This is a genomic window from Mucilaginibacter paludis DSM 18603, from assembly GCF_000166195.2.
GTDB classification, from domain to species: Bacteria; Bacteroidota; Bacteroidia; order Sphingobacteriales; family Sphingobacteriaceae; genus Mucilaginibacter; species Mucilaginibacter paludis.
In genome coordinates this window covers 6,217,394-6,240,284 of the sequence record NZ_CM001403.1, presented here as the reverse complement: position 1 = coordinate 6,240,284, position 22,891 = coordinate 6,217,394, and the positions used below count along the sequence as shown (strand labels likewise).

Genomic DNA, 22,891 nt, shown 5'->3' with positions numbered 1-22,891 from the left:
GGTTCGCCCTGTATAGCATAAAGATTGCTTCGTCGTTCCTCCTTATAATTACGTATTGTTAAGTCTTTGATTATCAGTGCGTCTATTTTTGCTCCGATCATCAGTATTCATAAATTAGAACATCGGCACGCTCAATCGCCGCGTGAAGGGCTGTTACTTTTGTCTTGACACAAAAGTAACCAAAAAGTCAAGACTGCCCGATCCTTCCGCCCGCGAAGCCAACTCCTGGCCCGGCGTGCAGTCGGGCCTCTGCCCGCTTTTAAATCTGCACCAAAAAATCTACGAGGTTCAAACGTCATCCATGTTTTTTCCGGCTGGCTGGTGAGTTACTCGCAATGACGATAATTTAAGTAAAACAATTATCCTCGCAACTACCTCAGCCCCCAATATGCATCATACTCAACTCGCTCCCCACAAAATGCAGGCTCTGTTTCTGGTGCATGGCTTGTTGTAATTTCTCATTTAGTTCCCCGCTGCTTTCGCTACCGTTTAGGGCAATGGGGTTGTTACTGCTCAGGCAGCCGTAAATATTGCCTTCGGCATCCAAACGCAGCCGGTTGCAATCCTGGCAAAAAGGCGCGCTCTCGTTACCTATAATTCCAAATACGTCGCCTTGCGCGGTTTGCCAGTAATTGGCCGTTGCCGATGGCTTTCGTGGCAGGCGCGTAAAGCTATAGCGGGTGGCAATGGTATCCAGCATATTTTGCTGCGTAAATAAATATTGCCCGGCCTTACCAAATAAATGCCCCATCGACATCACCTCTAAAAAGCGTATTGGTACCTTGTGCTCAAAAGCATATTCCAGCAAGGGCAATACCTCATCATGGTTTTTACCCCGCATAATAACCGAGTTAATCTTTACTTCCAACCCGGCGTCAATAGCTGCTTCAATGCCTTGCAGTGTACGCGGTAGCTGCTTGCGCCGTGTCATGGCAAAAAAGGTATTGGCATCCATCGCGTCCAGCGAAACATTAACGGACCTCAACCCTGCCTGCTGCAATTTTTCTGCACTGCGTTCCAGTAAAAAAGCATTCGAGGTCATCCTGATATCCGTAATCCCAAGTGCTTTTATACCACTTATCACTGCCTCCAACTCCCGGTAAAGCAAAGGCTCGCCCCCTGTTAAGCGGATCGTTTTTAAGCCTGTATGCGCATGCACAGCAGCAATTAATTCAATAAACCGGGCAGCCGGGGTTTGCGGGCGATGATCATACGCTATCTCATCTTCGCTGCCCATCGTGCAGTAAATACAGCCCAGGTTACAGGTGCTCAAAAGGCTCACCCGTAAAGTTTTAAAACCGCGACCATATATATCCTGCAATTCACCCATTATACAAATTTATTTATTATATCCGGAAATTGGATAAACATCAATATTTTGACAATGTTTTGAGCTTCTTTCCCCTATCGTTCAGGGCAGGTAATAACCATGGGCGTTGCCTTCGGCCCGGGCTATCCGTTCCAAGTCCTCATTCCGCTCCGCTGCATTGCGGGCTTTCCGCTGCTATCCCTAACGCTGAAAAAGCTGCTAAAAATCAAATAAAGCGCTTGTTCTCACGCCGAAATGAGTGGCATTGGGGTGATCAAGATAGTTAAACCGCTCCACCAGGTCCAGCCTTAACACTTTAAATATGTTACCAATGCCTACACTACCCTCGGTATAAGGTGTTTTACCCAAGGTATAAGTTTCGGGGATGTGCTGAGCATTTACCGGGTATTGCAATAAGTTAGGATGGATGTCTGGGTTATTCTCATCACGTACGCCGCCATATAGGGTTTTAAAGGTAATGTACTCGCGCCACTTCAACTTCTTAACCAGCGGTATCTTGTTGAAGAAAAAGCCGTTGAAACAATGTTCAACATTTAGCCCGGCGTAATGATCACTTACAAACTCCAAAAAATTCATCAGGTTATACGAATCAGGCTCGTAAGCAAATGTTTGATTTGCCCTGTGGATGGTTAACAAGGGGAAAGGCACCTGGCCAAACAGGTACGCGCCCTCAAACGAAACATCCGTATAGCCCAATTGCGATAGGTAAAAGCGTTTATCCACCCTTAAATGTAAATTCTGGTAATTGTATTCGCCATTAAAAAGGCCTTTTACACCCTGTTTATAATCAAGGCTGATCACCGGATATTTACTCGGTATCGGGATGCGGTAAAGCTTTCCCTGAATCAGCCTTTCGTGCGGAGCATAACGGAAACCTACTGCCAGCTCAGTAGTGGTAACGCTGCTGAGGTAGTTAGGCAGACCGTTAACCTGGTTAACAAAATACAGCGAACCCGCGGGCTCCTGCCGCCAGTTTTTAAACTGAAGATTGTACGAAAAATGATTTTCAAACTCGCTCACATAATCCAGCTTATAGTAGTTGTTGTACAGGTACTTGTTGTCTTCGCCGCGTTTAAACGACAAAAACAAATTATCCTGCTGCGAGAAAGCCACTTCGGCACCCGGAATTTTAATTTCGCGCTGCACACTGGCCCTGAGATAATGCTGCGGAAAAGTGTAAATAGACTTGTTATTAAAAGCGTAGCTGCCGGCAAAAAGGTATTTAAATTGCTTATCCCTAAAACCATAAGCGCCATAGCTTTCAAAATAGTAACGGGTGCTAAAGCCGGTGGTAGTGCGGCCTCCCAAACGGGTTCTAAACCCTTCAACTGCGTTAAAGCTGGCAAAGGTATTAATAGGGCCTACCTCAAATTTATCAAATGTTTTAAAGCCCACGGTTAACAAATCAATCACATCCATGGTACGCCGGTAAGCAGGCATTTTTTGCAGGCTGTCGATATTTTTATACGTATGTGCCTCGGCCCTGGTCAAAGTATCTTTACCGCGGCTGGCGGCCCAAAACTGCGGGTCATGCTGCTGGGCTACTGCTGGCATCTCAATTTCCGGACCGGTATAAACATTTTCAGGTTCGGTTTTATTAAACACGTAGTTTTTAAAGGTAAGTGTCCGTTCGCCAAAAATGCCGCCCAGGCCTTTTTTGGTAATGCCAAAATCGGCAGCCATATAACTCCGGCTCAGGTGGTATCGTCCATCGGCGCTGCTTTCATAACTCAGGTCAACCTTCATCCCCCTAACCCAGTTCAGGTTGATATTTTTGTTAATAGATAGCCGTGCCTTTTCAACCGCGTAATTGCCATCCAGCGTAACATAAATTTCGCCCTCAAAAAGCATGTCGTTACCGTTGCGCGGGGTAAAGCTTAAGCCAACCAGCTTAGTGTTATTCACCACAAGGGTATCGGTAATAAAAAACTTATAAAATGTTGGGGCAGCATCGGCAATTGGGCTTAAAAACTGGTTGGTCATCAAAAATATATTGTTCGAGTAAATATCAACCTGCGCGTACATCCTGTTCAGGTAGGTGTTGATACCCTCGTTATCCACAAAATTGATGATGTTTTGTATCTTACTGCCCTCAACAACCGTTTTATGAATTTCCGGACTTTTGCGGTAATAATTCCGGCTCAACTTCTCGCTCAAAAACACCGGTAATAACGATTTTCCGGGTAAGGTTGTAGTATCGCGGTTATCAAACAAGAACTTGTATTGATGAAGCAGTTTTTTATTGGAGATATCCGGCGATAAGTTGATGATGGAGAATTGCAATTTCTCATATTGCTTGTACTCAATATAATCATAGCTCTCGGGCCGGTTATGGTCTTTGTTCTGGATCACCTTGCGAATAAGTTCTACAGCCGGGTTATCCTTATTTTTGTACTTTTCTTTTTTTGCAGAAAGTACTGAAACCTCGTTCATGGTTTTGCCTTCGGCAGATAGTTTGATATTGATCACCTGATCTTTTCCGGCTGCTATTTTACGCAGCAGGCTTTTATAGCCTATAGATGTAACACTTAACTGCTGGGTAGGTTTGTTGGGTACCGCTAACTGATATCTGCCGTTTTCGTCGGTATTAACGCCGTTACTGCTCCCCAAAACCGACACGCTCACATTGGATAACGGCTGATTAGATGTGGCATCGCTAACCGTACCTTTGATAATAAAACTTTGCGCGTTTGCCGATAATAAAAACGACACGAAACAAATGGATAGAATATATTTCATTAAAAATTAAAAGAGAACGTTTGAGTACCTGGCTAAATTACCTAAACATAACGTGCCTGCGGCATATTTACACAGTTAAGTTGGGCTAAAAGATTACAATTAATCAACAATTAACAATAGCTTAAAACCTGAACGTAAAATATTAACTTTAAGCATAGCCGGTACGATATTTGTTTTTAAACAGAGCTTAATAATTTTTGCATCTTTGCACCAAGAGAGAAAGCGCACCATGAGCCAGGATTTATATATTAAAAACAAAAAGGCCTACTTTGAATACCATATTCTGGATAAGTACGAAGCGGGTATTAAACTATTGGGTACCGAAATCAAATCTATACGCGAGGGTAAGGCTAACCTGAACGATTCCTTTTGTACTTTTATCGGTACTGAACTGTATGTACGCAACCTGCATATTGCCGAATATTCGCACGGCTCGTTCTATAACCACGAGCAAAAACGCGACCGTGTTTTGTTGCTCCACAAAAAAGAATTACGAAAACTACAAACCCGGTCTGAAGAAAAGGGATTGACCATAGTGCCCCTGGCCATGTTTGTAAACGCCCGCGGCTTTGCCAAACTTGAAATTGGCCTGGCCCAGGGTAAAAAGACCTTCGACAAGCGCGAAACCATGAAAGAGCGCGATAGTAAAATTGAAATGGACCGGGCATTGAAAAGGTAAATTCGTCAAGCCAATTAGAATAATTATTCATTGAATTTTGACTGGACAGTATGATGTACTGAAGTACTTCCATTGTCTGCCGACATCCCATGCCTGCTTAGTTTGTTTTGAGCCATTGTTGCTGTTGTCAATCCGTTATTCAAGCATTGCTTTCAGCAAATATTGATTACAGGTGTATTGCCGACACAACAAAGCAAACCAAACCAGCAAAAAAAGTAAAGTACCTATAGTCTATTTTCAGTTGATAAAAATAGGTATGGTCTACCTCATAAAAATAGAATCATGTAACATTACGGTTTAAGCAAAACAAAAGTCGGCGGTTTAATCTTTTATTGTAAACTATTTGTATGCCCGGCTGGTTAAAAATTGTATTGAAGGTATTTGCATCACTTGTAGTGGTGATCTTGATATTGGTTATAGCGGCAATGCTTTATATCAACAGTAACAAAAAAAAGGTATTGACACTGGTTACTACCGAGCTCAATAAAAACCTGGATGGTAAATTAACCATAGGCACCATGGAATCTTCATTTTTTAAAAGCTTCCCGGGTGTCTCGCTCTCTCTGCATAACGTATTGCTGCGCGATAACAGGTGGCCAGAGCATCACCATACCTTGCTTGATGCCAAAAACTTTGATGTATCGGTAAATACCGCGGCTTTGTTGCGAGGCACCATCAGCATCAATCATATCGACATTAGCAATGCGGCTATCGATTTGTATACAGACAGTTCCGGATACAGCAACACATCCGTTTTTAAAAAGAACAAGCAGCCAAAAAAAGCTAACGACGGCGATGCTAACAGTTCGGCTGAGTTACATCAATTTAATTTAAAAGATGTGGGTTTCGCTGTAAATGATCAAAAGGCCAATAAACTTTTTCAATTTACCATTCATCAGCTCAACGGCAAAATGACCTACCCCGACTCTGGTTGGCATGCCGCAGTACATCTTGATGTATTGGCTAACAGCATGGCCTTTAATAAAGCCAACGGTAGCTTCATTAAAAATAAAACTGTTGAAGGCGACTTGGTAGCCGGTTACAACGAGGATAGCGGCAAAATCAATGTCTCGTCGGACAGGTTTAACATAGGTGGTAACCTGTTTAAATTAAAAGCTTTATTTGTAACAGGTAAACGCCCTGCACAATTCTCTATTAAATTAGCAGCCAATCAAATCACCTGGCGCGGTGCCTCGGCTCTATTGTCAGCAAACATCAGCAAAACGCTTAACATGTTTAACCTGGGTAAACCATTTGATGTAAAGGCTACCATAGCAGGCGATTTTGAAGGCGGCGGCAGCCCTTACCTTAATGTAACCGCTACTGTGCGCAATAACACACTCACCATGCCCGGTGGAAATATTGAAGCCTGTAACTTTGATGGCCTTTATACCAACAACAATGTACCAAGCCAGGGCTTTACCGACGAGAACTCGGTGATCAGGCTGCTTCACTTAACCGGCGTGTACAACAACTTGCCGTTTAAGGTTGATACCTGCAATATTATTAACCTGGCTAAACCTATAGCCACCGGTAACTTTACCTCCAATTTCCCCCTAACCAACCTTAATGAACTTTTGGGTAGTAAGGTGGCCAAATTTACCAGGGGGAGCGCCAACATGAACCTGCGTTACAAGGCCGATATTGTTGATTACCGTTTAAACAAGCCGATGATTACCGGCGTTATCGATCTCAAGGATGCGGATATTAGTTATATACCCCGCAACCTCAATTTAAAAAACACATCTATTTCGCTCCATTTCACCGGTGACAACCTCATCCTGAATAACATCAGGGTACAAAGCGGTAAAAGCATTGTACTGATGGAAGGCCGGGTAAATAATTTTTTAAACCTGTATTACAGCGCACCCGAAAAAATATTACTTACCTGGCAAATTACCAGTCCGCAATTGTATTTAGGCGAGTTTTTAGGCTTTTTAAACAGCCGTAAACATGCGCCGGTAAAAAACCAGGCAAACAGCGGTAACATTATCGATCAGCTGAGCAATGTTTTAGATAAGGGAAAGGCTGATATGCATATGCGTATAGCCAAACTTTATTACAAAAACTTTTTAGCAACCGATGCCACTGCCGATCTGTTATTATCCGAGGATGGTGTTGCGTTAAATAATGTAAGTGTTAAACATGCTGGCGGTACGCTTAAGTTAAACGGACAAATTATACAGGACGAAAAGGCTAACCGTTTTTTACTGAGCACAGTAGTAAGCAATGTAAATATTCACGAGTTTTTTTACGCCTTTGATAACTTTGGCCTTACGGATATTACATACAATAATTTAAAGGGGTTTTTATCCGCTAAAGCGATGGTGAACGGTGGCTTGAGCAATACTGGCTCCGTTGTGCCCCGCTCTATCAGTGGTAATGTAAGTATCAACCTGCGAAACGGCGCCCTGATCAACTACAACCCCTTAAAAACGGTAGGCAAGTTTGCCTTCCCTTTCCGTAACCTCAATGATATTGAAATACCGAAGCTGGATGCGAAGTTTGATATCCGTGGCGATAAGATCATTATCAGCCCCATGCAAATTACATCCAGTGTGCTAAATGCTGATATAGCGGGCACTTACGGACTAACAAACGGCACTAATATTGCGCTCGATATCCCTTTACGCAACCCTAAAAATGATACCGCTATAACTGATAAAGCTGAGTTACTTAAAAAACGTTATAAGGGTATTGTACTGCATATTTTAGCCAAAGATGATGACAAAGGCAAGATAAAAATTGGATGGAACAAGGATCATAAATAAGTGCGTAAAGTAAGTTGGCGTAGCAGGCACGCGCAGACGAATTTACAACGTATATTTAGAGCGATGTTCATTGTCAACTATGGCTATGACGTTTTGTTTGGGTACTAAAAATTCCATTTGTAAGTGATCGGCTAAGCCAATATTTTACTAATGATATTTTTCGTAAAATTCCACTACTGTTTTAAGATCTTATTCTTAATTTAACGATTAGTTATCAATGCTCTATATCTTCATAAGTAACAAACCTGGCCAGCCACAAAAAAGCGATGATGTTTTGAACCTTAGTGATCTTCTCTTGTACACAGGCAAAGTGCGCAAAGGCCAGACTGCACGCCGGGCCGGGTGTTGGCCCGTGGGCGGAAGGATCGGGCAGTCTTGACTTTTTGGTTACTTTTGTGTCAAGACAAAAGTAACAGCCCTTCACGCGGCGATTGAGCGTGCCGATGTCATAAGTTAAGAATGCTGATTATCGAAGCAAAAATAGACGCACTGATAATCAACAACATAAGAAGACGTCATTATAAACTACAATTTACCGGTTTGTTTTTCATCAGAGAAGCAGCAAAGCAAATGGCCTTTTATTTTATTAAAAATTAAGGCTTGGAGTTCCAGCGGACAAACTAAAACTATTCGCGCCATAGTGCCATTTTTTATTTACCCATACTATTCGTCATAGAGCCTCAACTATTCGCGTTTTATCACCTGTCATCTGGTAATTTATTTTTGCTGCAAAACAACAAATCAATTAACGATTATATAAAATAGTTAACTTACGCAATTTATCAGCCAGTTTTTTTGTTAACTGATCCGGCTTTAACCGCCATGTCCAGTTACCCTCTGTTGATGATGGCAAATTCATCCGGTGTTTTTCGTCCAGGCCTAAAATATCCTGCATGGGGATAATGGCAACTTTGGCTACCGACGAATAGCACGCCTTCAAAAATACCTGGTGCACATCACCGGACGACAACGATTTCCCCAGGTAAGCTCCTACCCTTTTCCGCTCCGCTTTAGTAATTTGTTTGTACCATCCTACCGTAGTGTTATTATCATGCGTGCCGGTATAAGCAAAGCTGTTCTCGGTATAATGATGAGGAATATGCATAGAGTGTGGCATCTGTTCGTCAAAGGCAAATTGTAAAACCCGCATACCCGGTAATTTAAAATCATCGCGCAGTTTATAAACGTCGTCGTTAACTTCGCCGAGGTCTTCGGCTACAAATGGTAACTTACCCAGCTCAGCTTCAATCTTTTGAAAAAAATCACCTCCGGGGCCTAATTTCCATGTGCCGTTAATGGCGGTAGCTTCTCCGCCCGGAACTTCCCAATAATCGGCAAAAGCTCTGAAGTGGTCCAGGCGGATCAGATCAAAATAGTCCAGGTTCCTTTTAACCCGGTTTATCCACCACTGGTAACCTGTGTTTTTAAGCTCATCCCAGTTGTAAACCGGCATTCCCCATAGCTGTCCGGTAATAGAAAAATAGTCTGGGGGTACACCAGCCATTCCGGCCATCGCGCCGTCATCATCAAGGTTAAACAATTCAGGATTTGCCCATACATCTGCAGAATCATAACTTACGTAAAACGGCATATCGCCTAACAAATCAATTCCCTTGTTATTACAATATAACTTCAAATCGCGCCATTGATTGGAGAATATATATTGCAGCCATTTTATTTTTTCGATTTGCTGATGTTCCCCGGAAATCAATTTTTTAAGCGCCTCGGCATTTCGCTTTTTATATTCATTGGGCCATTGATACCAGGGTGCATTATGATGATTATTTTTAATCACCTGGTATAAAGCATAGTCGTTTAACCAATAAGCTTCACGGGTTTTAAAAGTTTCAAAATCCTGCTGCTGCGATATATTATCGTGCTGTAAAAAACGCTGGAAACCGATATCAAATAGTGCTTCTCTTATTTCAGCAGCCTTTTCATAATCGGTAGGCTCGCCAGCGCTCAATCTATGCGGCTTTAGCTCATCATCCTGTAAAAAGCCATCCCGAACTAACAGTTCCGGGCTGATCAATAAAGGATTACCGGCCACGCTGGATGTGGCGCTGTAGGGCGAATGCCCGGACTGGGGGTCGGTAGGGTTAACGGGCAGCATCTGCCAGTATTTTTGCCTGCCCCGGCTCAAAAAATCAACGAACGAATATGCTTCGGGCCCCATATCCCCTGTAGCAAAGGCAGATGGCAACGATGTAATATGCATCAGCACCCCGGCACTGCGGTTTTTATCCGTTTGTTTTAACTTCAAAAAGGCCAGGGGGATACCTTTGAAGATGTGGGCTATTTTAATAAATTCATCGCAATAACCGTCCGTATCTAATAACAAATGTTTCCAGGCAGCAGGAGCATCTTCGGGCATTACTATCCTGGTATCATCCCAATTAAAGCTCGTCATATCATGATTATCGATATTTAGCGCAGCAATGTTCAAAGGAATAGCCACCACATACCATTCATGTTGATAACGGCGTGCAAAGGCTAACACGTTATCCTTATATTTTCCTTTTACTTTTAAGGGCAGGTACTCTCCCTGGCTAAATACTTCGCTATTTGCATTACACTCGTTAAGCAACGTATTAATGAGCACCAGTTTAATTTGCGCGCTGTAACGGGTTTCCCATAAATGTTGCCACAATTCTTTCTTTGGTTTATGGTTGTCCTTTAAATGGTTCACCAGAGCTGATCGGCGGTCGTAATCAACCGGCCTGCGGTTATCAGGGTCAACCAGGCTCAGGTCCCAAAGTTCACAGCCTTGATAAAGATCGGGCATGCCGGGGCTGGTATATTTAAGTAAGGCCTGCACTAACGAATTGATGATACCATAGTCGCAGATCTTTTGATGAAATGCCGCGAAACTTATCCAAAACTCACTATCAGGCTTTAAGATACTCACCACAAACTTTTTAGCGGCTGCCTCGTATTCTTCATCGGGCTCCGCCCAATTTGTTTTTCGTTTGGCTTCCCTAAACGCTTTAACCAAATACTCCTGCATCCTGCCGGTAAAGTCATCTTCGTCCTCTCCCGGCATGGGGCAAGCCCCAGTTATAGTTTGATAGATGAAATACTCGTCGTTATCATCAGGCGCTTTATTTGTTTTGAGGCCAGCGTTTACCTTACGCCAATGCCTTACCACTGCTATCCATTCATCAGCTATATCTGTCAATACATTCAGCCTCGCCCTTACGTCCTCACCCCTTTTGGTATCATGAGTTGAAGTAGCATTCATGGTATGTGGCCAATTCAGTTGGCGATGAGTCATCATTTGATGGAAATCATTGATAGTAATGCCAAACGAATCCGGACTATCGCCAACCTCATTATGATTGATAAAACGGTTGTAGGTGTACATCAGCGTATCCTCTACTCCCTTGGCCATCAGCGGGCCGCTAAACTGCATTAAACGCTGATAAAAACACAATGCACGATCATTATATTCAATATCATTACCCTGCGTATTTTTAAGTAATACTTTTTCAATCAGGTTGATAGCGGGTATTTGATCATGGTTATCTTTCCGGATGTTTTGAAAAAGCGTATGTAAGTCTTCCGTTTCTTCAACATTTAATGGTAAGTGGTTACCATAGAAGCGGTAAACCGGAAACCAAATCAATATAGATGCGATAGCTGACTTAATTTGTTGCTCAGAAACATCACTCAGATCCGTTTTTGTAACCAGGTCCAACGATAAAAAAAGCTGTGTTAAATTCTCTAATTCGCCACCCATGTACTCGTTTAAGATCAGGGATTTCTTATCGCGGATACTCTCCGCTACGTTTTCCTTTTTATCGATGATGTCGCGGTAAAATTTAGAGAAGGCTTTTTTACTATCCACGTTAGTGAACAAATTATTAACGATAGATAGAAAATCGTAGCCGGTATTACCCTGAACGGGCCAGTTTCCCGGGAAGGCCTCTCCCGATTCCAGAATCTTTTCGACAATAATATAGGTTTCTTCGCCAGCTAATCTTCTTAATTTTTCGAGATAGCCCTGTGGATCGTACAAACCGTCAATATGGTCAACACGCAGGCCCTGTAAAATCCCGTCGGTTAAAAGTGTTTTGATCAATTGATGATAATGGTCAAACACCTGCGGATGATGGATATTTAAACAAATGAGGCCATTCACCGTAAAAAAACGACGGTAATTAATCTGCTCGTTGGTATCCTGCCAAAAGCACAGCTGATATTCCTGCTCCTCGGCAATGCGGCCGAGCTGGACGGGATCATTATTAATGCTTTGCAGGCAGGCTTGTACGTGAGCCTTGTTTTGGGATATTATTGCCGCCAATTTATTTTTTATGCCTTCATATCGCGCAGCATAGGCATCTTCTGCAATTGACTTGAGGTCGTCTATTTCTGTAAGAAACGGGATGAAAGCTTCCGGAAGCTCGCCCACTGCTTTGATAACTGCGCCGTAACTTTTCAGGTTTACGGGGTAATTTTGCCCTCCGTAGCACAAGGCCAGGCCTTCATCTTGTAGCGTTACCTTTAATTCTTTCTGATTAATGGCGTCGTCTAATGATGACCCTAAAAATGGTACCATTGTTTTGCCGGCATAAGCGGGATTGTCCCATAAAATATCAAAGTAATCCGCGAAGCTTGACCTGCGGCCTTTCTCCAGCACATCCATCAGCCATTGATTTTTCTGATCGAAGGCCATATGGTTTGGAACGATGTCCTGCAACCAGCTGATGTTAAGTCCGGCTAAAGTTTTATGGATGCTGTATAATTGATCCAGGGTACCTATCTCCGGATTTATCCTTAACGGATTTACTACATCATAACCGTGCGTACTGCCCGGAGTTGCCTCAAATATAGGCGACGCGTAAATGGTTTTGATGCCCAATTGGTGAATATATGGGATAATTTGCTCAAAATGGCTGAAGGTAAAATCCTTATGAAACTGGAACCTGTAAGTAGAAACCGGGTTATGCATAGGTATATTGGTAAATTAAAATAGATTGTGGTTGAAGGAGAACAGAAGAACCCGCCTCAACAAATTCGGCGGATGCAGACGGGCCGCGCCACTGAGGGTCGGCCGAATCGAATATTTTTTGCCAGGTATCTTTTTGGAACGGTAATTCAGCTGACTGCTGCTGGCCTGAAAAATTCAATAATGAGATAAGGTAGCTACCATCGTGCCACCGGTGCAGCATTAAGGTATTAGCAGCCTCATCATAAAACACCTTGATATTTTTCCTGTTCAGCGAGCTTAAAACTTTATTCTGCTTTCTTAGCCGGATTAACGCCTTATAATACTGTAACATGGACTGGTGGGGCTCCCGTTCAAACAGTTCCCATTCAAACTTCGATCTTTCAAATGTATCCACCGCTTGCGGATCAGGAGCTTCGCCTTCGGCATGAAAGTCTGCAAATTCTGCTTTACGGCCTTTTCTAACAGCTTCAATTAACGTATCGTCCCCGTGGCTTACAAAGTATAAAAAGGGATTGGGTTGGCTTAGCTCTTCGCCCATAAACAGCATGGGCAAATACGGGCTAACCATTACAGCGGCGGCCAAAAGCTTCTGCATTTCAAAACTATGCAGCGTACTGGTGCGTTCGCCGAGCATGCGGTTACCCACCTGATCGTGATTTTGAGAGAATACCACAAATTGCTGTCCGCCATTTTCGTTGGCTTCAGTACCAAAGGTTTTAAATCGTTGCGCCGAGTATTGCCCGGTGTACACGTAGGCATTTTTATAAGCTGTGGCCAGGTCGGCAATACCCTTAAAATCAGAATAATACCCATCCTTTTCCTGGCCCGCTGTTACACGCAGCGCATGGTGAAACTCATCTGTCCACTGGGCATCTATCCCATAACCGCCTTCGTCTAAAGGGTTAATGTAACGAACATCATTCAGGTCGCACTCTATAACCAGGTGATGCGTACGACCGGTTACTTCCATCAACTGATAAACACTCTCCTTCATTTGTGCCAGGACATGTTTAGGACTCATATCTTTAATAGCGTGTACGGCATCCATCCGCAAAGCATCGATATGAAAATCGCGAAACCACATCAATACATTTTCAACGTAGTATTGCCGTACGGCATCGCACCAGGCGTCATCAAAGTTGATGGCATCACCCCAGGGCGTTTTATATTTATCGGTGAAATAAGGGCCAAATTCGCCCAGGTAATTTCCTTCGGGCCCAATATGGTTGTAAACCACATCCAATACAACCGCTAAACCTTTTTGATGGCAAGCGTTAACCAGTTTTTGCAAGCCCGCGGGCCCGCCGTACGAATTTTGTACCGCAAACGGAAAAACGCCGTCGTATCCCCAGTTGCGCGAGCCGGGAAACTGGGCCACCGGCATAATTTCTATCGCGGTAATACCCAGCTCCTTCAGGTAATCCAGTTTTTTTTCAATCCCTTCAAAAGTACCTTCGGGAGTAAATGTGCCGGTATGTAATTCATAAAATATGTACTTGTTTAAAGGCAGGTTGTTCCAATGGGAATCCGTCCAGGCGAAATCATTAACGTTGAACGTTTGCGATAGGCCATGCACCCCATCCGGTTGGAATAGCGAAGCGGGATCAGCCAATTTTTGATCGCCATCTAAAATAAACTGATAAATTACATCCGGCTTAACCTGATTAGTGATAAGATGCCAGTAGCCTGCATCCTGCTTTTGCAGAGGCAGAGTTACATTATCGCCGGGCAAAAACAATTCAACCTTATCTTTAGCCAATGGCACCCACACCAGTATATGGGCGTTGCCGTTATCATCATAAGTTACCCCTACCGATCTACCTTCAACTGCTATCTTATTCATGATTAAAAAACGAATGTGTTAATAATTAAATAATACCATACCCCGCTTTGCAAATACATTGTTGCTAAAAAATCAGATTAAATGCGCGCCAATCAACCCAGCACTCCGGAATGCAACCGGTTAAACTTGTAACGCAATCATTCATCTGAGCATTAATTTGGTTTAACCTTGTTCTCATTTTTATTTGATCTATAACGTTTGGCTTTGCCAACACAAATCGGATGCCCATATTTCGCTGCAGACAACATTTTTTATAAAAACCTAATTCTTAATCGTATAATAATGTAAACCATGCTTAGCTTATACTGTTATATGCGTATAATAGCCAACAGGTTTGTTTATGTGTAGTTCTAAATACAATCATGATTACATACTGTATTAAATAAAAAGGGGGGTGATAGCCTCATCGCTACACTATATTGTTAGCTAATAAAAATCCCACCAGGTAATGAAGCTTTTAGAAAAAAATAAATACATCGGATATCAGATGCAGGATCAATTAACGGAATTGTCTAACCGTTTCCCTTACTGGGTATGGAACTTAATTGTGGTTTTTGGAGCCCTTATTATGGGCTTTATTCTAAAGCTTATCATCACAACGCTACTGCGGCATTATAAAAATGTATCCGACTATTCCTTATTTAAATCGATATTAACCCATTTAGGTAAACCTTTAAATCACTTTGTACCGCTGTTTATATTAACCATTACGGCGCCAATGATGAACATGAGCGACCAATATCTTATACCAATAACAAGGATAATTGGAATGCTGCTCGTGATATCATTTGCAAACCTGCTCATTAGTTCCATTAAAATTTTAGAGGATTTTGTTTATAACCATTACGATCTGAAAAAAGACGATAACTTGAGGGAGCGTAAAATAAGAACCCAATTACAATTTATCAGGAAGATAGCAATTGCGCTGATCATCCTGATCGCCCTTTCAATTATCTTGTTAAGTTTTGATAGCGTGCGCAAGATAGGTGCGGGCTTGCTCACCGGGGTAGGTATCAGCGGAATAATTATCGGCTTTGCCGCTCAAAAATCCTTAGGTAACTTACTTGCCGGTTTCCAGATAGCCTTTACACAACCCATCAGGATTGACGATGTATTGGTGGTTGAGGGCGAATGGGGGCGGGTTGAAGAAATCACTTTAACTTACGTTGTTTTAAATATTTGGGACCAGCGCAGGTTGATATTGCCCATTAATTACTTCATCGAAAAGCCTTTCCAGAACTGGACGCGAAGTACATCAGAAATATTAGGAACCGCATTTTTTTATGTAGATTATACTTTCCCGGTAGAAGAGCTTAGAAGCGAACTTACCCGATTGCTCAACGAATCAAACCTGTGGGATAAACGTGTTAACGTATTACAGGTTACGGATGTCAAAGAATCAACGATGGAGATACGGGCACTGATGAGTGCAAAAAACTCGTCGCAGGCATTCGATCTCCGTTGTTATGTGCGCGAAAACCTGATTAAATTCATGAGGGATAAGCACCCGGAAAGCTTGCCCCAAAACCGTCATTTGCTGGCTGAGCACTTCAATGCAAAACCGAATTTTATTGAGCAGACAGCACCAGGTGCCGAAAAAGAGATTTAATTAGAAGTACAGATCATCTCTATCAATTAGCATGTCAATAACGCTTTATAATTATGGGTTGGGTTACCCGGAAAACAAGCTATTAATGCGTACGTAACTGCTTTAAACTAAATTTTCACATCGAAACCGATGCTGACCAAATTACGCGGCATTGCGTTGAGATCATACCGAATCAGCTTAAAAATCAGGTGGATAATTGCACACAACATTACCTGCAACTTATGCTCATTTTTAAGAAAGGCATGTCTAACCAAATAAAAACAGCTTTATTTGGCACAAAATGTACATATATTGGCTTAAACATGTATTTTAGCGTCCTTTAATAAAAATATCTAAAACAATTTATTCAATTTTTAATTAAGCTATTATGGAAAAATTCAAAGCATTGCAGGAACTAATCGCCTCTGCAGAAAAAGAAGCAACCGCTTTTTATGAAAAAGGTAATAAGGCTGCAGGCACACGTTTAAGAAATGCTATGCAGGAATTAAAAGTTGCCGCAACTGACATCCGTAAGGAAGTTACCGAAAAGAAAAATGCATAGTTATAAATAGTTAAACATAACTGTTTATACATTAAAGTCCGGTTGATGAAAATTGACCGGACTTTTTCATTAAACCTATTGCTTTGTTAAAATGTACCCAACAAATCAAGCAATTGCTCCTTTGATAACGAGTTTATAAAGGATGAGTCGGTAGTGATCAGATCATTTACCAGTTCGCGTTTTGAGGATTGTACCTTCATCATCTTTTCTTCAACCGTACCCGGACAGATAAGCCTCACCGCTACAATATTTTTGTTTTGACCTATTCTGTGCGACCTGTCAATAGCCTGATTTTCTACCGCCGGGTTCCACCAGGGATCAACCAGGTACACATAGTCTGCCTCGGTTAAATTGAGGCCTGTTCCACCTGCTTTTAAACTGATCAGAAAAACCCGTGTTGCCGAATTATTCTGAAAATCTTCAACAACCTTTTGCCTGTTGCGCGTACTACCTGTAAGATAAGCAAAGCTGATGTTGCGTTGATGAAGTTCCTTTTTAATCAGATCGAGCATCGAGACAAATTGCGAGAAAACAAGGATCTTGTGATTCGCCATTTTCCCGGTAATCTCTTCCATCAGGGTGGCTATTTTTGCCGACTCATCACCCGGAAGCTTTTCGCCGGAAAGCAACATGGGCGAGTCGCAGATCTGCCGGAGCTTGGTTAATCCCCTTAGCACATTTATCGGGCTTTTAGCCAACTCTTTATTGCTTGTGGCACAAATGTATTCTCTAAACTCCTTTTCATAGGCATCGTATATCGCACGCTGTTGCGATTGCATTTCGCAGTAAAGCACCATTTCGGTTTTGTCGGGCAGTTCGGTAGCCACCTCCTGCTTTGTTCGCCTTAAAATAAAGGGTTTAATTTTGTTTTGCAGTTCGCGGGCGCGTTTGCTGTTTTTAAACTGATCTATGGGCGATGAGTATATCTCTTTAAAATACTGTTTACTACCCAGCAAGCCCGGACAGGCAAAGGATAGCTGTCCGTACAAATCGAAAGTATTGTTCTCGATAGGCGTACCGGTAATGACGATTTTGTTACGAGATTTTAATACCCTAACCGCCTTATAGCGTTGCGACTCCGGATTTTTAATTTGCTGCGACTCATCCAGGAAAATGTAATTGAATGAATACTCCTTCAGGAAGTTGATATCCGCCAGCAATGTGCCGTATGAAGTTAATATCAGCTCATACTTTCCAAAATCCGAAGTATGTTTAATCCGGTCAGATCCGTAAATGGTATGTATCTTGATGGAAGGTGCAAATTTAGCAACCTCGGCCTGCCAGTTAAAAATTAACGATGTAGGCACCACCAATAAGTTTACATTATGCGATACCTTAGCCCTTTGCAAAAGTATAAAAGCAATGATCTGGAGGGTTTTCCCCAGGCCCATATCATCGGCAAGGCAACCGCCAAAATTAAAATCATCCAGAAAGTTGAGCCAGTTTAAACCTTGTACTTGGTAGCTGCGTAAGGTACCGTTTAGTTCCGCTGGTACTGCTACCTCTTTAATATTTTCAAAGCTGCTTAGCTTTTGCTTATAAAGTTTTAACTCGTTTGTTACTTCATTATCCAGCAATTCTTGTTCGTAATATTGCTCAATAGCCTGAAAATTAGTTTTTGATGTACGAATGGTATCCGCATCAGCTATCTCGCCCGAATTAAAATAACCGGTAAATTTTTCTATCCAATTTTCAGGTAAAATCCCCAAGGTGCCATCATCCAGCTGTACATATTTGCTTTTATTTTGTATCGCTTTTTGCACCAGCTTCAGGGGAGCTTTTTTGTTGCCGAAACTTACATTCACCAGCGTGTTAAACCAATTGATGCCACTTAACACCTTAATGGTAATTTTAACTTTGTTTGGGTTGAGTTTATTTCCCTCAATCTCGTTAAAGCCCAATATGGTAATGCCCTGCTGCCGCCACTCCTCAAATGTGTTCAAAAACCAGTCTTCTTCCAGGAAGCGTTTTTTGTGAAGATAAAAATATTGAAGATCGTTATCCAACTGCTCATCAAAGTAGGGATGCTGTTTGATCAATAGAGCAATGAAAGCATCTTCAGCTGCGTTGTCGCGGCTAACCTTAAACTCTTCCCCTTTTGTATCCATTCCGTGAATCTGCCTCTTGGTACGGATGGGCACTTCGGCCTCCCCATACCTTATCACCGGGATAATCATCACATGGGCACCGAAATCCGAAAGATAAATTATCCTTTCTACCTGCTCATTAAAACCTTGTTGCTCTAATTGCGCAGGCGTAGCCGGTTTGATGTTGGCATAATTAATATCTACCCTATCCTCTAATTTGGCTAAAACCTGTGTTTTAAATTCAGGATATTTGGATTGATGGATGAGCAGGTTATCAGGCTTATTTTTTAAAATATCTAACACACCTAATATTTGCAGATTATCTGCCAGGTAAAGTGTGCCCCCCGCTAATACAAAATAGGTAAACTTAACGCTCAGATCTTTTGCCTCGTAATTGTCGCCCTCAATTTGCAGGTTTCCGGCCAGTTCAACAAACTGATCTTTAGTATTGATAGTCAAACTGAGATCGCGCGGAAGCATAGCTACCTTTACCGGTACAATAGAAGCGGCCACAACATTCTCCGATACGTCACTATTGTGATAGTAAAAATTATAACCGAGAGGATTTTTCACTAACGACCTTAAGGCCAGCAAATCCGACTCGTTCCGTTGCTGATTGGAGTGACTTTGAAATTTATGGATTCCGGTAAAAAATTTCACTTCCTGCGGATCCTCGGTATCCCAGATTTGATCCAGTGGCGGTACTATAGTTAACGGATTTTTAATGCGCCCATCTTTAGTTGCTGTTGCCCGGTACAGCTCAATAATAAGGTAATTATAAAATTTATGCTGCCTGAGCACAATACAATAAGTCTGGCTATCCATATCGGCGCCAGTACTTATAGGCTCCACATCCGGAAGAACAGTAGCTTTAATTTGATTTAAACTTTCTTTGGTGATGGGCGTAAGCGCCGAAGAGATGGTACTGATTGTGGTTTTTTTATTGTAATAGCTTAACTTAAAATACTGATCAAGACCAGACTCATGCTCCATTCCATAATCAACTGCAAATTTTTTCAGCTTTTCTTCTCTCAGCGTATCATCAAAAAAAATGCGGAACTCTTCCCTTTTTATAATTGCAGTTAATGCTTCAGCCTGGTGCTCACATAATTTAGCGGATTGGGCTTTACAGGTGCATGAAACCAGCAACTCACTGTTGCCCTGGCTGATACTAACCAAAGGAGAATCTGCCGACTGGTATTGGTTAATAAAGGTTGCCTCGTTTAAAGCGATATATTGGGGTACTATAAACCGGTAGGAGTATTGATCAAAATAAAGACCCGGGGAAATATTCTGTGCTACACGCTGTTCGGTGAGCTTAGAGATCGACATATCGGGCCAAATTAGGGTATTACCCTTGGCTCCTCTCCCCTGCACACTAATTAACTTATCCACCCGAATGACTTCCTTGTTATTGATTGTGTTAAATATCCGAACAATATAGCGGAGCTACAAGTGTTCCACCGTAAAAGCAGCGGCATCGCTGAAATGCGATATCTTTAACACTGATAACCAGCGCCAGGTAGCGTCAAGTTAACAAACCGGCCTGACAATAAAAAAGGACGAGGTTTGAAAAAGCTCTCAAACCTTATCGACCAGCCCAAGCTATAATGAACGCAGCAAACATCATCCTGTCTGCCGCGCTCCGCTTCAATATAGTTATATGCTGCATGTATGATCATTACTACCTGATCTCAAAGGGATCATGAGTTTGGCCTAACCAGTTTTTAAGCGAAGGCAGCATTTGATTAATAATGCTATCATTACCGGTATAGATATTTTTGAGCTCGAAGGGATCGTTCTTCAGGTCGAACAAATACGGCTCAACGGTTCCCTTCTTTTTTACATAAGCCAGTTTATACCTGAGTGTCCTCCATCCCCTGAAGCCTGAATTAGCGTTAGGCGGATTGATTGCGCCAAGGATAAATTGGCCGGTTGCCCCGTTACCTTGCCCGTTGAGCAAATACTGGGCCTGGCTTTTGCCATCAATATCGCCAGGTATTTTGGTTTTTAATCCTGCCAGCTCAAGCAGCGTGGGGTAAACATCGGGCATGCTCATTAACAAGGCATTATCCATCCGGGATTTAATATGCCCCTTCCATTTGATGATGAAGGGGATCCGTAACGATTCTTCGTAGATATTGTTCTTGCTGATCTCATCGTGTTTGCCCAGGCAATTGCCATGATCGGCCATAAACACCACGATGGTATGATCATCAAGCCCGCTTTGTTTAAGGCAGGTTAATATGCGGCCCACCTGCGCATCAACCCCGGCTATGCAGGTATAGTAATACTTGATATTATTGCGATACTCCTCTCCCATGGGCGTACCAGCCGGCGGAATGTCGGGATCTTTAAGTAACGATTCCAGAGGCACATTTTTATACAGGTTGACATACTGTTGCGGTACATTTTTATAATCGGAATGCGGCGGATTCATAGATACCACCAGGGCAAAGGGTTTACTTTGATCACGGTAAGTATTTCCCGGATTAGTTATAAACTCAATGGCCTTATCAGCCTCGTGCTGCGGCCCCCACTCGTTTACGTAATGGAAACTATCCCTTACGGCCCTGGTATCCCAGTACATGGGATGCAGGTGACGATCATAAGTGCCATAAGCGTACCAGTAGTCAAAGCCATGCCTGCGGCCGGGTTCGGTCCACTCATTCCAGGCAGTTTTGCCCTCGTTGTTATAGGTTGGAATGTAAGGTTTCTGCGGCGAGTCCAGGTGCCATTTGCCAATATATCCGTTGGAGTAGCCATTGGCCTCTAATATATCCGACCAGCAAACCATATCGGCAGGTAACTCCACACCAAAAGGTGCGGTATCAGAATTGACATTGCCATAAACTTTATTTTTGAGCGGATATTTGCCCGACATCAGCATGGCCCGCGAGGGCGAGCAAACCGGGTAGTTAGCAACCATTTGCGTGGATACAAAACCGCTTTTGCCCAGAGCGTCCAGATTGGGGGTTATAACCGGCTCTGTGCCTTGCAGGCCGAGCGCCTGGCCACGGTACTGATCAACCAAAACGATCAATATATTGGGATGAACCGCGGGGGCATTTTTACCGGGCTTGGGGCCGGGATGCGTAAACGCTACCGCCAATACCGTAGCCAAAAAGAAGAGTATAATGGCTGTTGTTCTGCGTTTCATAAAGCTACTGCAACCTCGTTCAAAGCCTTGTTTTCGTTAACCGACTGCAGGATGATATAATAAAGCTCATCATAACGCTCTTCCAGCTTTTCAACCAACCGAAACTGTGCCCGCGCACGCTGAAGGTTATGTTTAGGAAACTTGATTTTGAAATAAGTATCGCCGTTCAGATAGTCGGTTAAAAAGCGAACGCCGATCATGTAAGGGAGCAATAATACGCCCTTCACCAGCGATCTGATTTCGTTGGCGGTCATGTAATGCACGGTTTGGCTTACAAAGCCTTCGGCAAAGGCTTTAAAGAGCGGCATATTAAGGGTTATCTTTTCCAGATCGGGTTCGTCCTCGGGCGCCGAGTTGATGATGGTTCGCACGGCGTCGCCAAAGTCAAAAGCGGTATAACCTGGCATAACGGTATCCAGGTCAATTACGCATTGTGCAAAATCATTGCTATCCAATAAAACGTTGTTAAACTTGGTATCGTTATGGGTAACCCTTACCGGCAATTTACCTGTTTTACCCAGGCGGTCAATCTCGCTCATATTATAGGCACGCGCATTAACAAAATCGAGCTCCATTTTAACATGCAGGGCCCGGTCTGCCGGGTTATTCTTCAGCGCTTCGGCCATCTGTTCGAGCCTGAAAAGGATATGATGAAAATTGGGGATCACCTCTGTCAACTGACTCACATCTACATCGGCCAGCATATTTTGAAAATTACCAAATGCCTTGCCCCCTTCGTAAGCCTGCTGAGTTGTAGCTACCACATCATAGCTTTTGGTATCCCTTAAAAACAAGTATAAGCGCCAGTATTGGCCTTCATCGTCCTGGTAATAATATAAACCATTTTTAGCCTGTATCAGCGTTAAAACCTCTTTATCCAGGTTTGCCCCCGGTATATTTTTAAGTTGCGATTTGACATGCCCGGTTACAACCGCAATATTGTTGATCAGTCCCGGAACATCCTTAAAAATATGGTGATTCACGCGCTGTAATAAATAATCTGGCTGATTCGGCACACTATTGAAAACCCTGTAAGTATCGTTAATATGTCCCGAACCAAACGGCTTAATATCCGCTACTTCTCCGCCTATTAAAAAGTTAGACACAATTTGGTGTGCCTTTTTTGTTTTATCGCTGTTATTTTCCATGATAATTAATTTTTAATCTGAGTTTGTTGCAGG

At 42.7% G+C, this 22,891-nt stretch carries 11 protein-coding genes; 4 read left to right on the top strand and 7 right to left on the bottom strand.

Annotated features, from left to right (window positions below):
• Positions 1-376 precede the first annotated feature (376 nt).
• Together MUCPA_RS26115 and MUCPA_RS26110 are read right to left on the bottom strand one after the other, a co-directional pair.
• On the bottom strand, positions 377-1,330 hold the full coding sequence (locus MUCPA_RS26115; RefSeq protein ID WP_008510495.1) for a GTP 3',8-cyclase MoaA: 954 nt from the start codon (positions 1,328-1,330) through the stop codon (positions 377-379).
• A 198-nt stretch (positions 1,331-1,528) separates the two neighbouring features.
• On the bottom strand, positions 1,529-4,069 hold the full coding sequence (locus MUCPA_RS26110) for a DUF5686 and carboxypeptidase-like regulatory domain-containing protein (protein ID WP_008510494.1): 2,541 nt from the start codon (positions 4,067-4,069) through the stop codon (positions 1,529-1,531).
• A 229-nt stretch (positions 4,070-4,298) separates the two neighbouring features.
• Between MUCPA_RS26110 and smpB the strand changes: the two genes are divergently transcribed.
• Both smpB and MUCPA_RS26100 read left to right on the top strand, forming a co-directional pair.
• The gene (gene smpB / locus MUCPA_RS26105) at positions 4,299-4,748 is read left to right on the top strand and encodes an SsrA-binding protein SmpB (RefSeq protein ID WP_040626458.1); all 450 of its coding nucleotides are present in this window, start codon (positions 4,299-4,301) and stop codon (positions 4,746-4,748) included.
• 347 nt (positions 4,749-5,095) lie between these two features.
• Positions 5,096-7,519 (top strand): AsmA family protein, encoded by a 2,424-nt coding sequence (locus MUCPA_RS26100; protein ID WP_008510491.1) that lies wholly within the window; start codon positions 5,096-5,098, stop codon positions 7,517-7,519.
• Between the two features lie 745 nt (positions 7,520-8,264).
• Here MUCPA_RS26100 and treY read toward each other — a convergent pair.
• The gene (gene treY / locus MUCPA_RS26095) at positions 8,265-12,470 is read right to left on the bottom strand and encodes a malto-oligosyltrehalose synthase (protein ID WP_008510489.1); all 4,206 of its coding nucleotides are present in this window, start codon (positions 12,468-12,470) and stop codon (positions 8,265-8,267) included.
• A complete protein-coding gene (gene treZ / locus MUCPA_RS26090) occupies positions 12,463-14,313 on the bottom strand; it encodes a malto-oligosyltrehalose trehalohydrolase (RefSeq protein ID WP_008510487.1) in 1,851 nt (616 codons plus the stop codon). Before treZ ends, treY begins: the two co-directional genes overlap by 8 nt.
• A 448-nt stretch (positions 14,314-14,761) precedes the next feature.
• Between treZ and MUCPA_RS26085 the strand changes: the two genes are divergently transcribed.
• Together MUCPA_RS26085 and MUCPA_RS26080 are read left to right on the top strand one after the other, a co-directional pair.
• Positions 14,762-15,922, top strand: a complete 1,161-nt coding sequence (locus tag MUCPA_RS26085) for a mechanosensitive ion channel family protein (protein WP_008510485.1) — start codon at positions 14,762-14,764, stop codon at positions 15,920-15,922.
• A 367-nt stretch (positions 15,923-16,289) separates the two neighbouring features.
• The gene (locus MUCPA_RS26080; protein ID WP_008510483.1) at positions 16,290-16,463 is read left to right on the top strand and encodes a hypothetical protein; all 174 of its coding nucleotides are present in this window, start codon (positions 16,290-16,292) and stop codon (positions 16,461-16,463) included.
• Positions 16,464-16,549: 86 nt separating this feature from the next.
• On the opposite strand, the gene MUCPA_RS26075 is transcribed toward MUCPA_RS26080, so the two are convergent.
• From MUCPA_RS26075 to MUCPA_RS26065, 3 genes are all read right to left on the bottom strand, one after another.
• Entirely contained in the window at positions 16,550-19,945 is a 3,396-nt protein-coding gene (locus MUCPA_RS26075; RefSeq protein ID WP_233276793.1) for a DEAD/DEAH box helicase, read from the bottom strand.
• A 289-nt stretch (positions 19,946-20,234) separates the two neighbouring features.
• Entirely contained in the window at positions 20,235-21,710 is a 1,476-nt protein-coding gene (locus tag MUCPA_RS26070) for a sulfatase family protein (RefSeq protein ID WP_008510481.1), read from the bottom strand.
• Positions 21,707-22,858 carry a phosphotransferase enzyme family protein gene (locus MUCPA_RS26065; RefSeq protein ID WP_008510479.1) on the bottom strand — a complete coding sequence of 384 codons (1,152 nt, stop codon included), beginning with the start codon at positions 22,856-22,858 and terminating at the stop codon, positions 21,707-21,709. Before MUCPA_RS26065 ends, MUCPA_RS26070 begins: the two co-directional genes overlap by 4 nt.
• Between the last annotated feature and the right edge of the window lie 33 nt (positions 22,859-22,891).

Bases quoted from the DNA above. Each gene is read 5' to 3' on its own strand.
- MUCPA_RS26115 (WP_008510495.1), bottom strand. From the start codon at position 1,330: ATGGGTGAATTGCAGGATATATATGGTCGCGGTTTTAAAACTTTACGG.
- MUCPA_RS26100 (WP_008510491.1), top strand. From the start codon at position 5,096: ATGCCCGGCTGGTTAAAAATTGTATTGAAGGTATTTGCATCACTTGTA.
- MUCPA_RS26085 (WP_008510485.1), top strand. From the start codon at position 14,762: ATGAAGCTTTTAGAAAAAAATAAATACATCGGATATCAGATGCAGGAT.
- MUCPA_RS26070 (WP_008510481.1), bottom strand. From the start codon at position 21,710: ATGAAACGCAGAACAACAGCCATTATACTCTTCTTTTTGGCTACGGTA.
- MUCPA_RS26110 (WP_008510494.1), bottom strand. From the start codon at position 4,069: ATGAAATATATTCTATCCATTTGTTTCGTGTCGTTTTTATTATCGGCA.
- treZ (WP_008510487.1), bottom strand. From the start codon at position 14,313: ATGAATAAGATAGCAGTTGAAGGTAGATCGGTAGGGGTAACTTATGAT.
- MUCPA_RS26080 (WP_008510483.1), top strand. From the start codon at position 16,290: ATGGAAAAATTCAAAGCATTGCAGGAACTAATCGCCTCTGCAGAAAAA.
- treY (WP_008510489.1), bottom strand. From the start codon at position 12,470: ATGCATAACCCGGTTTCTACTTACAGGTTCCAGTTTCATAAGGATTTT.
- smpB (WP_040626458.1), top strand. From the start codon at position 4,299: ATGAGCCAGGATTTATATATTAAAAACAAAAAGGCCTACTTTGAATAC.
- MUCPA_RS26065 (WP_008510479.1), bottom strand. From the start codon at position 22,858: ATGGAAAATAACAGCGATAAAACAAAAAAGGCACACCAAATTGTGTCT.